The organism is Streptomyces sp. NPDC056835 (genome assembly GCF_042789485.1).
Classification (GTDB): domain Bacteria; phylum Actinomycetota; class Actinomycetes; order Streptomycetales; family Streptomycetaceae; genus Streptomyces.
Genome location: NZ_JBHUBB010000012.1, coordinates 82,258 through 97,084, shown reverse-complemented (window position 1 = coordinate 97,084; position 14,827 = coordinate 82,258). Strand labels below are relative to the sequence as shown.

General features: G+C 68.5%; 13 protein-coding genes. 9 read left to right on the top strand and 4 right to left on the bottom strand.

What is annotated here, in order from left to right; all coding sequences use genetic code 11:
• Window positions 1-11: 11 nt before the first annotated feature.
• Entirely contained in the window at window positions 12-1,478 is a 1,467-nt protein-coding gene (locus ACFRMN_RS16040) for a class I adenylate-forming enzyme family protein (protein ID WP_383019305.1), read from the bottom strand.
• Window positions 1,471-2,346, bottom strand: coding sequence for a fumarylacetoacetate hydrolase family protein (locus tag ACFRMN_RS16035; protein WP_383019302.1), 876 nt, complete (start codon window positions 2,344-2,346; stop codon window positions 1,471-1,473). Before ACFRMN_RS16035 ends, ACFRMN_RS16040 begins: the two co-directional genes overlap by 8 nt.
• Window positions 2,347-2,766: 420 nt before the next feature.
• Between ACFRMN_RS16035 and ACFRMN_RS16030 the strand changes: the two genes are divergently transcribed.
• From ACFRMN_RS16030 to ACFRMN_RS16005, 6 genes are all read left to right on the top strand, one after another.
• Window positions 2,767-3,951 carry a lipid-transfer protein gene (locus tag ACFRMN_RS16030; protein ID WP_383019299.1) on the top strand — a complete coding sequence of 395 codons (1,185 nt, stop codon included), beginning with the start codon at window positions 2,767-2,769 and terminating at the stop codon, window positions 3,949-3,951.
• A gap of 3 nt (window positions 3,952-3,954) precedes the next feature.
• Window positions 3,955-4,413 (top strand): MaoC family dehydratase N-terminal domain-containing protein, encoded by a 459-nt coding sequence (locus tag ACFRMN_RS16025; RefSeq protein ID WP_383019297.1) that lies wholly within the window; start codon window positions 3,955-3,957, stop codon window positions 4,411-4,413.
• On the top strand, window positions 4,410-4,826 hold the full coding sequence (locus ACFRMN_RS16020; protein WP_383019294.1) for a MaoC/PaaZ C-terminal domain-containing protein: 417 nt from the start codon (window positions 4,410-4,412) through the stop codon (window positions 4,824-4,826). Before ACFRMN_RS16025 ends, ACFRMN_RS16020 begins: the two co-directional genes overlap by 4 nt.
• A gap of 120 nt (window positions 4,827-4,946) precedes the next feature.
• Window positions 4,947-5,777, top strand: coding sequence for an SDR family NAD(P)-dependent oxidoreductase (locus ACFRMN_RS16015; protein WP_383019291.1), 831 nt, complete (start codon window positions 4,947-4,949; stop codon window positions 5,775-5,777).
• A 35-nt stretch (window positions 5,778-5,812) separates the two neighbouring features.
• Window positions 5,813-7,366 carry a class I adenylate-forming enzyme family protein gene (locus ACFRMN_RS16010; RefSeq protein WP_383019289.1) on the top strand — a complete coding sequence of 518 codons (1,554 nt, stop codon included), beginning with the start codon at window positions 5,813-5,815 and terminating at the stop codon, window positions 7,364-7,366.
• 37 nt (window positions 7,367-7,403) lie between these two features.
• Window positions 7,404-8,591: a TetR/AcrR family transcriptional regulator gene (locus tag ACFRMN_RS16005; RefSeq protein ID WP_383019286.1), complete on the top strand. Its 1,188-nt coding sequence runs from the start codon at window positions 7,404-7,406 to the stop codon at window positions 8,589-8,591.
• 130 nt (window positions 8,592-8,721) lie between these two features.
• Here ACFRMN_RS16005 and ACFRMN_RS16000 read toward each other — a convergent pair whose 3' ends face one another.
• A complete protein-coding gene (locus ACFRMN_RS16000) occupies window positions 8,722-9,396 on the bottom strand; it encodes a TetR/AcrR family transcriptional regulator (protein ID WP_383019283.1) in 675 nt (224 codons plus the stop codon).
• A gap of 477 nt (window positions 9,397-9,873) precedes the next feature.
• Here ACFRMN_RS16000 and ACFRMN_RS15995 point away from each other — a divergent pair, with 477 nt between their 5' ends.
• Both ACFRMN_RS15995 and ACFRMN_RS15990 read left to right on the top strand, forming a co-directional pair.
• Complete coding sequence (locus ACFRMN_RS15995; RefSeq protein ID WP_383019281.1) at window positions 9,874-11,043, top strand: CaiB/BaiF CoA transferase family protein; 1,170 nt, start codon at window positions 9,874-9,876, stop codon at window positions 11,041-11,043.
• A gap of 50 nt (window positions 11,044-11,093) precedes the next feature.
• Window positions 11,094-12,248, top strand: coding sequence for an acyl-CoA dehydrogenase family protein (locus ACFRMN_RS15990; protein ID WP_383019278.1), 1,155 nt, complete (start codon window positions 11,094-11,096; stop codon window positions 12,246-12,248).
• Window positions 12,249-12,607: 359 nt separating this feature from the next.
• Here ACFRMN_RS15990 and ACFRMN_RS15985 read toward each other — a convergent pair whose 3' ends face one another.
• A complete protein-coding gene (locus ACFRMN_RS15985; protein ID WP_383019276.1) occupies window positions 12,608-13,249 on the bottom strand; it encodes a TetR-like C-terminal domain-containing protein in 642 nt (213 codons plus the stop codon).
• A gap of 134 nt (window positions 13,250-13,383) precedes the next feature.
• Here ACFRMN_RS15985 and ACFRMN_RS15980 point away from each other — a divergent pair, with 134 nt between their 5' ends.
• Window positions 13,384-14,454 carry a hypothetical protein gene (locus ACFRMN_RS15980; RefSeq protein ID WP_383019273.1) on the top strand — a complete coding sequence of 357 codons (1,071 nt, stop codon included), beginning with the start codon at window positions 13,384-13,386 and terminating at the stop codon, window positions 14,452-14,454.
• The last annotated feature ends 373 nt before the right edge of the window (window positions 14,455-14,827 follow it).

Sequence of the window (14,827 nt, the reverse complement as noted above, 5' to 3'; positions counted from 1 at the left end):
CCGGGACGGGGTTACCTCGGACGGCCTCGCAGTGCATGGATCTCGTGTCGTGCACGTAGCTCCGCCTTGCGGATCTTGCCGACGCTGGTGCGTGGGAGGCGGTCGAGGAACACGACGAAGCTGGGGACTTTGAAAGCGCTGAGCCGTTCGGCGCACCAGTTCAGCAGGTTGTCGGCTGTGAGCTCGTAGCCGGAACGGACGGTGGCTACGAGCACGATGGCCTCGTCGCGGATCGGGTCGGGGACACCGATGGCGGCGCATTCGGCGACGGCGGGGTGGTCGCCGGCGACGCGTTCGATCTCGCCGGCCGAGATGTTCTCCCCGGAGCGTTTGATCATGTCTTTGGAGCGGTCGACGAAGAACAGGAAACCGTCGGCGTCGCGATGTGCGAGGTCGCCGGTGCGCAGGCCCTGATCGGTAAAAGTCTCCCGGGTGGCGGGAAGGTCGTGCCAGTATCCGGCGGCCAGGGTTTCACCGGGACGTCCGACGATGCGCATCTCGCCGGTGCCGGGGCCGTCGATGATGTGGCCGTTCTCGTCCACGAGGTCGATGGTGACGCCCCGGACGGGGCGGCCGATGCTGTCCCACAGGCGACCGCCGTCGTCGGGGTTCATGGTGGGTGGCAGGACGGTTTCGGTCATCCCGTACAGCTGCACCAGGCGGGTGCCGAACCGGCGCTCGAATGTGGCCGCGTCGGTGGCGGTGAGGTTCTGGGCGAACAGCACGGTCCGCAGCCGGTTGTCCGCGTCGCCGGGCCGTGGCGCGCCGGCCAGGATCATGCGGACAGGTGCCGCGAACAAGCTGGCGAGGGTCGCATCCATCGTTCGCGCCTGTCGTGCCCAACCGCTGGCCGAGAACCGCGGCGCGAGGGCGACCGACGCACCACGCACCAGTGCCGACATGGCGCAGTAGTACTGGGCGTTCGCGTGGAACAGCGGCAACACGATCAGCCACCGGTCCCGCTCGGTGACCTTCAGATGGCCGGCGACGGCGTTGCCCGCGGCGACATAGTTCGCGTCCGTGACCATGACACCTTTGGCGCGACTTGTGGTGCCCGACGTGTAGAGGATGGAGGCGACCCGTCCCGGGTTCCGCTCGTCGGTGTCCTGCGCCGCGGGCACCGGCGTGGCGCCGCGTAGAGCGTCGACCTCGGCGGTGTCGCGGATCGAGACCACCGGGGCCGCGTCATCGAGGATGTCGCGCAGTTCGTGTTCCGAGGACTGCGGATTCGTCGGCACCATGACGGTGCCCGACAGCGCCGTGGCAAACCAGACGTCGAAGAACTCGGGGCAGTTCGACAATTGCACATGGACACGGTCACCGGGTCGCGCGCCACTGCGACGCAACCCCGCCGCCACCGCCCGGCTGCGTGCCAACTGCTGGGCGTAGGTGATCGTTTCGCCGTCGGGCAGCACAGCGAAGACGCGGTCCTCTCCCACGGCGTGGCGACGCAACAGTCCGGCGACGGTGTCAGTCATGAGCGACGTGTATCGACGGCGCACCGTGATAGCTGGCGACTCCCGCGCCCTCGCGACGGACCTGCTTGTTCCCCACAGTGTTACGCAGCACCCCGACTCCGGACGCATCGAGTTCGACCACGTCTCCGGGCTGGATCCATCGGTCGAGTTCGAAACCGCATCCACCACCGACCGTCCCCGTGGCGAAGAACTCCCCGGGGTAGACGTCCTCGTCGAGCGAGGCCCAGGCGAGTACTTCGGCGAAGGAGAACTGCCGCTCCTTGGACGTGCCCGACGCCCACACCTGCCCATTGATCCGGGCGCTCATCGCGATCGACCACTCGTCGACCTCGTCCATCGTCAGGACACACGGGCCCATCGCGGTGCAGAAATCCTTGCCCTTGGACGGGCCGATGGTCATGGCCATCTCGAACACCTGGATGTCGCGAGCGCTCACGTCGTTGAAGATCGTGATGCCCGCGATACGCGTGCCGGCCTCGGCCGGTGTGAGGTCACGCCCGCCACCGCCGGTGAAGAAACCGATTTCCAGTTCGAAGTCGAGTTGGTCGGTGTAGGACGGCCACAGCAACTCCTCACCGGGGCCGATGATCGTCTCGGCGTTGCACTTGTAACAGACGGGCATCGCCGCGAAAGCCGCCGGCAGGGCAAGCCCCGCACCGGTGGCGTGCTGGTTATAGGTCATGTAGTCCCGCACGCGACGAGGGCGCGGTACCGGTGCGAGCAGTCGGACATCGTCGATCGCGTGGACGACAGGGGCGTCGTCGTCGCCGGTGAGGGTGTCGCCGCGGCGGCGGCGCTCACGCACGATGTCCAGCGCCCGGCGCGCGTGTTCGAGGCCGTCGTCGCCGCTCTCGAAGAACGCCACCATCTCCGTCGCGACCTCGGGCGCTCGCCCGACGGCTGCCGGCCCTGATCGCAACCTCTGCTCAGCTCGCAATACCGGTCCCGGTTCGACCACGCTCTCGCCGTCGAGGACTCCGAGTCGCGGTCCACCCGCACCGGGGCGAAATGTCACCAGTCGCATGCCCGTCTCCCATCTGCTGATTGCTGTGCTGCGTCGCGGCTCGGACAAGGACACGCGGGCGGCGGCAGCTTGCCGTTCGCCGTGTCACTGGGCCGCTCCGTCCGTGTCCGCGCCGGCCTGATCCGGCGGTGGACCGATCTCTTTGTGAATCCCTGAGAGCGTGTTGCAGCACACACTGGCTCCCCGTGCTGGCGTTGTCAATCAGAGTGCGGTAAGAAGTGAATATCGAATAGTCGATGGCGATGATTCGGATGAGGAGCCGCGATGAGTCAGCGAGTGCACGTGGCGGGGGTGGGCATGGTCCCGTTCGCCACTCCCAGGACGAGCGAGCCCTACGACGTGATGGGTGAGAAAGCCACCAGGGCGGCGCTCGGCGACGCCGGGATCGACTACGAGCGGGTGCAGCAGGCCTACGTCGGCTATGTCTACGGCGACTCGACCTGCGGGCAGGCGGCGCTCTACCGCGTAGGCCAGTCGGGCATTCCGGTGATCAACGTGACGAATAACTGCTCCACCGGGTCCTCGGCGCTGTTCCTCGCCCGGCAGGCGATCGAGAGTGGCGCGGTGGACTGTGTGCTGGCTCTGGGGTTCGAGCAGATGCGGCGTGGCGCCCTCGGCATGGGGTGGCAGGACCGGCCCAGCCCGTTGGTCCGGTTCGACGAGGTCGCCCACGCGATCCAGGGCGAGTCCGACGCCCCGTTCGCCGCCCAGTACTTCGGCGGCGCGGGTGCGGCCTACGCCGCCGAGTACGGTCTGGCCGACGACACGCTCGCGAAGATCTCCGTCAAGGCCCGCGCACACGCGGCGAACAACCCGTACGCGGTGTTCCGCGACCCGGTCACCGTCGAGCAGACGCTGGCGTCGCCGCGGATCTTCGGCCCGCTGACCCGGCTGCAATGCTGCCCGCCAACGTGCGGCGCGGCGGCCGCGGTGCTGTGCAGTGAGGACTTCGCCCGCGACCACGGGCTGCGCACCGACGTCGCGATCAAGGCGCAGGCGATGACCACCGACACCCCGTCGACCTTCACTGACGCGGATATGCGGAAAGTCGTCGGTTACGACATGACGAAAGCCGCCGCGCGGCAGGTGTACGAGAAGTCCGGCGCATCCCCCGAGGACATCCGGGTCGTCGAACTCCACGACTGCTTCACCACCAACGAACTGCTCAGCTACGAAGCGCTGGGCCTTACGCCCGAGGGCACCGCGGAGAAGTTCATCCTCGACGGCGACAACACCTACGGCGGCCGCGTGGTCACCAACCCCTCGGGCGGCCTGTTGTCGAAGGGACATCCGCTCGGCGCGACCGGGCTGGCCCAGTGCGCGGAACTGGTGTGGCAGCTGCGTGGCCAGGCCGACGCCCGGCAGGTGGAGAACGTGAACTTGGCGCTGCAGCACAACATCGGCCTCGGCGGCGCCGCGGTCGTCACCCTCTACGAGAAGGTGAGCTGACCCTTGACCGTCGACCCGGACAAGGCCATGGCGCTGGTCTTCGACCCGCTGACGGTGCGAGCCGAGCGAGGGCGGCTGGCGTTCTTCGCCCGCACGATCGGTGAAACGGATCCGGTTTACACCGACCTCGACGCAGCCCAGCAGGCCGGGCACCGCGACCTGTTGATCCCGCCGACGTTCTACTTCAGCCTCGAACTGGAGGCCCCCGACCCGTTCGGCTACCTCACCGAGCTCGGCATCGACCTGCGCACGATCCTGCATGGCGAGCAGTCCTTCACCTACCACTCGCTCGCGTATGCCGGAGACTCCCTCACCCTTCGGCCACGCATCAGCGAGGTGTACAGCAAGAAGGGCGGCGCGCTGGAGTTCCTGGTCAAGCGCACCGACATCACCCGTGACGGCGACCTCGTCGCCGAGGCCACCTCGGTGCTCGTCGTCCGTCATCCGGAGGCAGCGAAATGACCACGGCACCGGACATCCGGGTCGGCTCCGAACTCCCGCCCCTGCGCGTCGAGTCGATCTCCCGGGCCACGCTCGCCCTGTTCGCCGGCGCGTCGGGGGATCACAATCCGATCCATCTCGACGTCGACGTCGCGAAGTCCGCCGGACTCGACGACGTGTTCTGCCACGGCATGCTCTCGATGGCCTACCTCGGCAGGCTCCTGACCGGGTGGGTCCCGCAGGAGCGGATCCGCTCCTGCCGGGTGCGCTTCGCCTCGATCACCCCGGTCCACGGCCAACCGACCTGTACCGGCACCGTCGTGTCCCTCGACCACGACGTGGCGACCGTCGAACTGACGGTCACCCTTGAGGACGGCACCATCACCCTCACCGGCGACGCCGTCATCGACGTCCGAAACGGTCCCGGTCCGTGACGACGGCGCTCGAAGTCCCGCTTGCCGGACGCGCCTGTGACGTTCGCGGACCCCGGGGCCCCGTCCGGCAGCGACGCAATCCTCATCGATGACACGTGACGACGAAAGGTCTTGACGTACATGGGAAAGCTCGACAGCAAGGTCGCGATCGTCTCCGGCTCCGGCCGCGGCATCGGCCGTGAGATCGCGCTGAAACTCGCCGCCGACGGCGCGTCGGTCGTGGTCAACGACCTCGACGACGTCCCGGCCAAGGAAACCGTCGCCTGCATCCGGGACGCGGGCGGACAAGCTGTCGCGGTTGTCGGCAGCGTCATCGAGGACGGCTTCGCCGAGACGTTCGTGCACGCCGCGGTGGAGAACTTCGGCGGGCTGGACATCATCGTCAACAACGCCGGATACACCTGGGACACCGTCATCCAGAAGATGACCGACGAGCAGTGGGACGCCATATTCGACGTCCACCTCAAAGCGCCATTCCGGATCCTGCGCGCCGCTCAACCGGTGATCTCCGCGGCGGTCAAGAAGGCCGTGGCGGCAGGCGAGCCGGTGCCATGCCGCAAGGTCGTCAACATCTCCTCGGTCGCCGGTCTCGGCGGCAACGCCGGGCAGGCCAACTACGCCGCCGCGAAAGCCGGCGTCACCGGACTGACCAAAACGCTGGCCAAGGAATGGGGCCGGTACAACGTCACCGTCAATACCGTCGCCTTCGGCATGATCAAGACCCGCCTCACCGAAGCATCCGCCGATGGCGACGGCACGATCGACGTGGCGGGCCAGGAGATCAAGGTCGGCGTCAACCCCGAACTGCTCTCCACCATGGAACGGATGATCCCGCTCGGCCGCACCGGCACGGCCGAGGAAGCCGCCGGCGCGGTGTACCTGCTGTGCATCCCCGAATCGGACTACGTCAGTGCCCAGACCCTGGTCTGCGGCGGCGGATTCATCATCTGAGACCGACGCCGGCGCGTCACGGAAGGACGGCAACGATGCCCACCATTGGCGGAACTCTGCGAGCGAGCGCACGCCGCGTCCCCGACGTGCCCGCGCTGGCCTTCGGCGACCGGACCTACACCTACCGGGAACTCGACACCGCGGTCGACCGGGTCGCCGGTGTCCTGACCCGCCACGGGGTGAGCCGGGGTGACCGGGTCGCGTTGATGGCGGCGAACTCCGACCGGTTCGTCATCACGTTCTACGCCGCACTGCGCCTCGGCGCGATCGTCGTTCCGGTCAACCCGGCCTCCGCGGCCCCGGAACTGCACTACCTGCTCGAAGACTCCGGGGCCGTACTGCTCGCGTTCGGTCCGGCACTCGCCGCCACGGTCACGACCGCGACCGGCATCGGTCTGCCCGTGACGACCCGCCACTTGCTCGCCCTCGGTGACTCGCCCGGCCACCAGGATCTGTTCGCGCTCGCCATGGCCGAGGACCAGGACCCCGTCGGCGCCGACGATCCCGTCGTCGAGTCCGATGACGCGCTGATTCTCTACACGTCCGGCACGACCGGCAAACCCAAGGGCGCGCTGTTCGACCACCACCGGGCGATGTGGGTCGGGGTGAACATGATCTCGGCTTGCGGCATGCAGGCCGGAGACCGGTTCCTGCACGTCGCGCCGCTCTACCACGCGGCGGAGCTGTGCATCATGCTCATCCCCGGCATCATGATCGGCGCGAAACACGTCATCCTGCCCGGCTTCGACGCCGCCATGGTGCTCGACGCGCTGGAGTCCGAGCGCATCACCATGTTCTTCGGCGTGCCGACCATGTTCCAGTTCCTGTTGCGGCACCCCGAACTGTCCACCCGCGACCTTTCGGCCTGGCGCACCGGCCTGTTCGGAGCCGCACCGATGCCGGCCAGCGCCGTCGAGCGGTTGGTCGCCGCGCTGCCGAACGTCGCCGTCGTGCAACTGTGCGGACAGACCGAAGCCGGGCCCGGCGGCATCTACAGCAGCTATGAGCAGGTCAAAGCACGCCCAGAGGCCTCCGGGCGGCAGGCGCTGCCACTGACCGAGGCCCGCGTCGTCGACCTCGAAGGCGACGACGTCGAGCCCGGCGGTGTCGGGGAGCTGCTGCTGCGTGGCGAGACGATCATGAAGGGCTACTGGAACAAACCAGCCGAGACCGCCGAGGTCCTGCGCGACGGGTGGCTGCGCACCGGCGACCTCGCCCGCGTCGACGCCGACGGCTACCTCACCCTGGTCGACCGGCTCAAGGACCTGATCATCACCGGGGGCCGCAACGTGTACTCCGTCGAGGTGGAGAACGCCCTCGCCGCACACCCCCGTGTCGTCGACTGCGCCGTGATCTCCCGGCCGCATCCCGATTACGGGGAGAGCATCGTCGCCGTGGTCAGCCTCCGGGACGCGGCCACGCTGACCCTCAAGGAGGTGAAGGCGTTCTGCGCGGACAGGATCTCGGCCTACAAGATCCCGCACGAACTGGTGATACACGACATCCCGCGCAACCTCTCGGGCAAGATCCTCAAACACCGGCTCCGCGACAGCCTGCGGGCCACCCTGGGCACCGGTGTGCGAGAGTGACGATCGAGCACCCGGCAACCGCGACGCGGAGGAGACCATGACCGTCGGCAGCGCGGCACCGCGGACCACCCGCCCACGTAACCGTCGCGCTCTCATCGTGAGTGCGGGCACCGAGCTGTTCTTCGACCGTGGCTACGACAAGGTCGGCGTGTCCGACATTGCCGAGGCCGTCGGCATCGGCCCGTCGGCGCTCTACCGCCACTTCGCCGGCAAACAGGCCCTGCTGCGTGAAGTCCTCACCTCGGCCCTGGTCCCGTTCCGCGCGACCATCGAGACCCTGGATCTCACCGATCGGACCACCGGGCTTCCCCAGCTCGCGGTGCTGGCGCTCGAACACCGCCGGCTCGGTGTCCTCTGGCAGCGCGAGGCCCGCCACGTCGCCCCATCGGACTTCACCGACCTGCGCGTCGAACTCAGCGGGATCGGGCAGTTGCTCGCGTCCCGCCTGCGGCACGCCAGGCCGGACCTCTCCCCGGCGGCGGCCGACCTGCTGGCCTGGTCGATCCTCGGGGTTCTGATGAGTACTTCGTTCCACCGCCTCGACCTGCCCATGCCGGAGTACACGGCACTGCTGACCGATCTCATCGGCACCGTCGTCGACACCCCACTGCCGCGTCTACCCGATCCCGGTCCACCCGCACCCGGGCCGCCGGGGCTTGTGCCGCATTCACGCCGCGAGGCGATGCTGACCCAGGCCGTGCGGATGTTCGCCCGTGACGGCTACACCGGAGTCGGCATCGAGGACATCGGCGCGGCCGTCGGCATCGCCGGAGCCTCCCTGTACAACCATTTCGACACCAAAGCCGAGCTGCTTGTCACCGCCCTGAGGCGTGGCACCGCCGTGCTGTCGATGGAACTCACGACCATCTACGGCACAGCCACCGACCCGGCAGCCGCGCTCACCCGGCTCGTGGCCTCGTATGTAGGTTTCTCCCGCCGGCACCACGACCTGATCGACCTCATGATCACCGAACTCGGGCACCTGCCCGACAACGAACGGCACGATGCCCGCCAAGCCCAGCACGACTACGTCAGTGAATGGGCACACCTGCTGCGTGCGGCCCGGCCCGAGCTCGGCCCCACGGCCGCCCGCATCCGGGTCCACGCCGCACTCGCCGTCGCCAACGACACCGCCCGCACACCGCATCTGCGCCACAACCCCGCCACCGAGCCCGCGGCGCGGACGCTGTGCCTGCGGCTGCTGGGAATCCCGGACTCGCTGTGACGCCGAACCCACGTCGGCGAACACAGGCTGTACCGCACGCCGCCGATGGAGGGTCGCACTCAAGTGACGGCGAGGGCCCGGCAGCACCACGCCCGCTTCGGATGTTGTCAGCGCCGGGCTCGTCTGCCGGTCACGCCTTCCTGGTCCTGCCCCGAGCCGGCCGAGCGGCCGCACGTGGCGGACCGGTGTAGCCGACGGTGCCCAGGCAGAAGTCCACATAGCGCCGAGCGATCTCGGTCGGCGTCAGCGGGCCGCCCGGTCGATACCAGTTGGCGACTCCCTGACACATGGCCAGGACCGCACGGCACGCGTCGGCCGGGTAGGGCGTACTGAAGGCGTGCTTTTCGACGCCGTCCACAACGGTGTCAACGAGTGTGTGTTCCAGGTAGTCGCGCAACGCTACATAGCGGGCGTGGTTCTCCGGTTCGAGGCTACGGATCTCCGTGTCGAGAAAAGCGAGCTTCCGCCGGTTCGCCATGTAGAGCACGATGCTCTCGACGAGCAAGGAGAACCGCTCGACGGGGTCGTCGCCGGCGTCGGAGGTCGCGGCACGGCACCGGTCCAGGACGTCCCGCATCAGGCGGTCCAGCAAGGCGACCAGCAGGGCCTGCTTGTTCTCGTAGTGGTAGTACAGGGCCGGTACGGTCACGCCGACGCGGCGGGCGATGTCGCGCACCGTGGTTCCGTGATACCCGTGCTCGTGGAAGGCGGAAAGCGCTCCGCTGAGTACGGGGTCCAGTTCCAGCGGGGCATAGTCACGCCAACCTTGTGGGGCGGGGGCCTCCGTCCGGGGCGCTCTACTCACCGGGAACTCCTTCCGGTCCGCTGACCCTCGCCGAGCGCGTGCCCGCACGCCGCATGGTATCCGACACGCATATGCGGTTCGGAAACAGCGCCCGCCGCACCGTCGCCGGGCGGGTCAATCTACTTAGCGATGGATCAGTGAAATCCCTCCGATTCTAAGCCCAGGACGTCCAGATCCCTTCCTGAGCGTGCTACTTCCTCTTGACTGCGAGAGACGGGCCTGCCTACGCTCTGAGCGAGCGCTAAGTAAGTTGATCCATTCTGGCGATCGAGCCGAGGACGGGTCCGTCCCGGACCATCCCGGCACCGCTTCGCTCACAACCCCCTCATCCCGCAACCTTCGCCACGCTGACCCGCGAACCCAGGCGGGGCCCGGACACCGGGGCAGTCGGGGTCCACGACGACCATGCGAAACCCCCTTGCCGGCCAAGCGCCGAACGTCCACACACCACACTCAAGCCGAAGTGGCGGAGCCACCATGACAAGATCTTCATCCGGGCCGCTTGCCGGAGTGCGCGTCATAGAGATCGCCAGCCTCGCCCCTGGGCCGTTCGCCTGTACGGTGCTGTCCGACCTCGGTGCCGACGTCCTGAGGATCGACCGCGCGGCCTCGGACGTCGCAGCGCCCGAGGGACCGACAGACCCGCTGATCCGGGGCCGCCGATCGGCGGCCGTCGACCTCAAGCACCCGCACGGCGCGCGCTTGGTCCGTAACCTCGCCGCTTCGGCCGACGTACTGGTGGAGGGGTTCCGACCCGGTGTCGCCGAACGTCTGGGCATCGGCCCGGACGACTGCCGACGGCTCAACCCGCGGCTGGTCTACGGCCGGATGACCGGCTGGGGGCAGGAAGGACCGCTCGCGCCACGTGCCGGTCACGACATCAACTACATCGGATTGGCCGGGGCGCTGGAGCCCATCGGCGACAGCGCACGGCCCACCGTGCCGCTGAATCTCGTCGGCGACTTCGGTGGCGGCGGCATGCTGCTTGCCGTCGGCATCCTGGCCGCGCTCTTCGAGCGCGACCGTTCCGGCCTCGGCCAGGTCGTCGACGCCGCGATGGTGGACGGCGCCGCGCTGCTCACCGCCGGCCTCCACGGGATGCGTGCCGCGGGGCACTGGCCGGCAGGGCGCCGGGGGAACCTGCTCGACGGCGGCGCACCGTTCTACGACACGTACGAGACCGCCGACGGCCGCTTCGTTGCCGTGGGCGCCCTTGAGCCCCAGTTCTACGCCCAGTTGCTGGCCGGACTGGGCCTGTCCGAAGCCGATGACGTACCGCGGCAGGACGATCGCGCACGGTGGCCCGAACTCCGCCTCCGCCTGGCGGCGGTGTTCAAGGAGCGCACCCGTGACGAGTGGACGGCCCGCTTCCAGGACACCGACGCCTGCGTCACGCCGGTGCTCAGTCCCTGGGAAGCCCACGAGCACCCGCACAATGCGGCCCGCGGAGTCTTCCAGTCGTCGTCCGGTGTCCGGCAGCCGTCTCCCGCGCCGCGCCTGGATCGGACGCCCGGCTCGATCGCCGGACCGCCGCCGCACCCCGGGCAGCACAGCGTGTCCGCGCTCGCCGACTGGGGCCGAGCCGAGGAGGAGGTCTCCGCACTGCTGGCAGCCGGTGTCATCGCCACCGCCCCGGCCACCGTCTGAGACGGACCTCCCGCTACCTCTCGTACTCTCCTACGGCCCCGAGGAATCCAGTGAAGAGCAAGCTCTATACCGAGGACCACGAAGCGTTTCGCGAGATGGTCCGCGAGTTCATCGCGCGCGAGGTCACGCCGCATCAGGAGCGCTGGGAGCAGGAGCGCCTCATGGACCGGAAGTTGTGGACAGCCGCGGGCAAACAGGGACTGCTCGGCATCGCCGTGCCCACGGAGTTCGGTGGCGGAGGCGAGAGCGATTTCCGCTATCGCGCCGTCGTCATGGAGGAACTGGCCGACGTCGGAGCCGCGTCAGTCAGCTTGAGCCTGAGCTTGCAGGACGACATCGCGCTGCCCTACCTGCTCGACCTCGCCACCGGGGAGCAGAAGCTCCGATGGCTCCCCGGTATCTGTTCCGGCGAGATCGTCACCGCCATCGCCCTGACCGAGCCCGGCGCGGGCAGCGATCTGCAAGGCATCCGCGCGACCGCAGTCAAGGACGGCGACGACTACATCGTCAGCGGAGCCAAGACGTTCATCACCAACGGCATTCACTCGGACCTCGTCATCATGCTGGCCCGGACCGATCCCGCGGCCGGTGCCAAGGGGATGAGCCTGTTCGTCATCGAGCGCGGCATGCCCGGCTTCACCCGAGGCCGCAAACTCAACAAGGTCGGGCTGCACGCGCAGGACACCGCGGAGCTGTTCTTCGACGAGGTCGTCGTTCCCGCCGCCAATCTTCTCGGCACGCCGGGCCACGGTTTCGTCCACCTCATGGAGCGCCTGCCCCGTGAGCGCATGGCCATCGCGGTCGTCGCACAGGCCGCCGCCGAGGCCGCCCTGCGATGGACACTCGCATACTGTGCCGAGCGGACCGCCTTCGGCAAGCCGATCGCCGACCTCCAGAGCACCCGCTTCACCCTGGCTGAACTCGCTACCGAGACAGAGGTGACGCGCGCTTACCTAGACCGGGTGATAGGCGACTTCAACGACGGCACGCTCAGCGCCGTCGACGCGGCCAAGGCCAAGTGGTGGGCCACCGAACTCCAGAATCGCGTCGTCAACCGGTGCGTGCAACTCCACGGAGGCTACGGCTACATGCTCGAATACCCCATCGCGCGGGCCTTCATCGACGCCCGCATCCAGACGATCTACGGCGGCACCACCGAGATCATGAAGGAGATCATCGGCCGTGACCTCACCTCTCACGGATGAGTGGAGTGTCACGACGACGACCACTCCAGCCGACCCGGTTCGCATTCATCATCGCGTGCTCCGTTGCTCCGTCGCTACCCATGAAGCCGGCGGAAGCCTGAACGCCGAAGCCATTGAGCCCGGGGCGGCGCGTCCCTCGTCCTGATCGGCTCGGAGACCGCCGGGCTGGTCAACGGCCTGACACCGCGCAGCACCGCACAACGCCCCGCTGCTCCGCTCCACCCGGCGAAACCCGCTCTGGTTCGTTCGCTTTCGTTCGTTGCGGCGGTGACCGGTTACCGGCGACCGGTGCGCGAGCGGGCGCAGGGTCCCGTATTGCGCGGTTCCGGGTTGTCCCGTCCTCGGCAGGCTGCCTGTTGTCAGGGGGAGTGAGTGCCGGGGAGCAGGACAGGAAGAAATACCTCGTCCACGATACTGATGATCTCCTCGTCGCCGACCCTGCCATGCATCAGGAAATCGTGGCGCAGCAGGTCCACAGGGAGTGTGAGCACGCGGGAGGTCGGGAGGTCGGGCCCGAGCTCTCCCCGGGCAATGGCCCGGTCCACCAGCGTGACCACCAGTTCCTGGCGCAGGACGCGAGAGTGCTGGGTCAGGACCAGGGCGAAAAGCCTCTCGTCGTGGGCGGTTTCGGCCATGAGGCCCCAGAACACCTCCGGGCCGAGGTCGGCGAATCTGCCGGAGACCCATCGGAGCAGGGCGATGACATCGGAGCGGAGGGAGCCGGTGTCGGGCAGGTCGTCCGTGCCGGGATGAGAGTTGGCCACGGCGGCGAGTACGAGTTCGGCGCGGGTGGGCCAGCGGCGGTTCAGGACCGGCCTGCTGGTGCGGGCCCGGGCCGCGACGCCTTCGATGGTGAGCCCCACGTAGCCCGTCTCGGCAAGTTCCTCAAGCGCGGCGCGGAGGATGGCCTGTTCCAGCTCCTTGCCGCGGCGACGTGTGGCGGCCTTGCCCGCTGTCCGAGTGGTGGGCGCGAGCTGACTGGCAGTGGAAGTGTCCCGCACCAGGCCTCCTAAGAGCGACTATGCATCTTATGTGGTTCACTATACCGCGACGACCGAAGATGCGCCGTGCATCTTATTCTCGTCATGCGTTGACACTTCCCTTACCCGCACCACACATAGATCCAGGAGGACCGGTGACTCCATCACCGTCATCACCGCCCCAGGCCCCGGCGCCGCCCTCCGATGACTGGCGCCGCCCCGCGATCGTCGTCGTCGGGCTGGTCGTACTCTTCCTCGCCATGCTGTCGGCCTTCGCCCTGCCACCCCTGCACTCGAAGCCGCATGATGTCCCGATCGCCGTCGCCGGACCGAGCGGGCCGGCCGGGCAGCTCCGCGATCAACTGCAGGAGCGGGAACCCGGCGCGTTCGACATAGTCACGCTCAGCGACGGCCAGGCGGCCAGGGACCGCATCCTGGACCACGACGCGTACGGCGCCATCGTCACCGACGGCACCCATACGACCGTGCTGGTCGCCGGCGCCGCCAGCCCCGCGGTCGCCAATACGCTCAAGACCCTCGCCGCCCAGCTTGGTGAGGCGCGGGGAGCGGCTGTTCCGGTCGAGGACGTACGGCCGCTGCCGCCGGACGACCCCACGGGTGCCGGGCTCTCCGCGGGGGCGTTTCCTCTCGCGCTGGGCGGCTGGATATGCGCGGCCGTGCTGCTGGCCACCGTCCCCCGGCAGCGCCAGCGTGTCGTCGCCGCCTTCGGCTTCTCTGTTACGGGGGCGATGGCTCTCACGGCCCTGCTGCAGTACGGATTCGGCTCACTGGACGGCGACTATTGGCTGACCAGCGCCGGCGCCGCCCTCGGGATCGCCGCCACGGCATGGACGATCCTCGGCCTGCGCACGGCGTTCGGCAACGTGGGGCTCGGTCTCGGTGCCGTCACGATGATCTTCGTCGGCAACCCCCTGTCCGGCCTGACCAGCGCACCCGAACTGCTCCCGTCCGGCTGGGGAACCCTGGGCCAGTTCCTGCCACCGGGCGCCACCGGCAGCGTGCTGCGCTCGTTCGCCTTCTTCGACGGTGCCAACTCCACGCGGCCGCTGATCGTTCTGTCCTGCTGGCTGGTCGGGGGCCTTGCCTTGTACGTCATCGGGCTGCGACGCCCGCGCGGCAAGGCGCCGGCCGTCCCGTCGGCCAATAGCGAGGGCAAGCCTTCCAGCGAGGACAATCCTTCCAGGGAACTCCTGCCCGCCACCTGATCATGTCGACCCCGCGACCCCTCGATACGGACGTTGTGGACGAGTGGCTCTCCTCACGAGCGGTCATCGATCTGGGGAGAGCACCGCTGGGACACTCGTCTGTGACGCGGGGTCGCTGGGAAGTGGTCGACTTTGACATGGATCAGGAGGCGCAGGACGAAGGCGTCGACCCCGGTCACCCTTGGGATCCACACCATCGGGGCGGACGTGATACCCGTGCCCCCGCCCCGTCGGCACCCCACACACCCGGGCAGGACACCGGACGTTCGATGATGGCGCGGCAGTGGTCGAGTCGGGCACTCCAGGAGGATCCTTGCGGTCGCTTCGAGGACAGCGCGGCGCACACGTGAACTGCGGCCAACCGGCCGGCGCA

Bases quoted from the DNA above. Each gene is read 5' to 3' on its own strand.
- ACFRMN_RS16040 (WP_383019305.1), bottom strand. From the start codon at position 1,478: ATGACTGACACCGTCGCCGGACTGTTGCGTCGCCACGCCGTGGGAGAG.
- ACFRMN_RS16035 (WP_383019302.1), bottom strand. From the start codon at position 2,346: ATGGTGGCGTTCTTCGAGAGCGGCGACGACGGCCTCGAACACGCGCGC.
- ACFRMN_RS16030 (WP_383019299.1), top strand. From the start codon at position 2,767: ATGAGTCAGCGAGTGCACGTGGCGGGGGTGGGCATGGTCCCGTTCGCC.
- ACFRMN_RS16020 (WP_383019294.1), top strand. From the start codon at position 4,410: ATGACCACGGCACCGGACATCCGGGTCGGCTCCGAACTCCCGCCCCTG.
- ACFRMN_RS16015 (WP_383019291.1), top strand. From the start codon at position 4,947: ATGGGAAAGCTCGACAGCAAGGTCGCGATCGTCTCCGGCTCCGGCCGC.
- ACFRMN_RS16010 (WP_383019289.1), top strand. From the start codon at position 5,813: ATGCCCACCATTGGCGGAACTCTGCGAGCGAGCGCACGCCGCGTCCCC.
- ACFRMN_RS16005 (WP_383019286.1), top strand. From the start codon at position 7,404: ATGACCGTCGGCAGCGCGGCACCGCGGACCACCCGCCCACGTAACCGT.
- ACFRMN_RS15995 (WP_383019281.1), top strand. From the start codon at position 9,874: ATGACAAGATCTTCATCCGGGCCGCTTGCCGGAGTGCGCGTCATAGAG.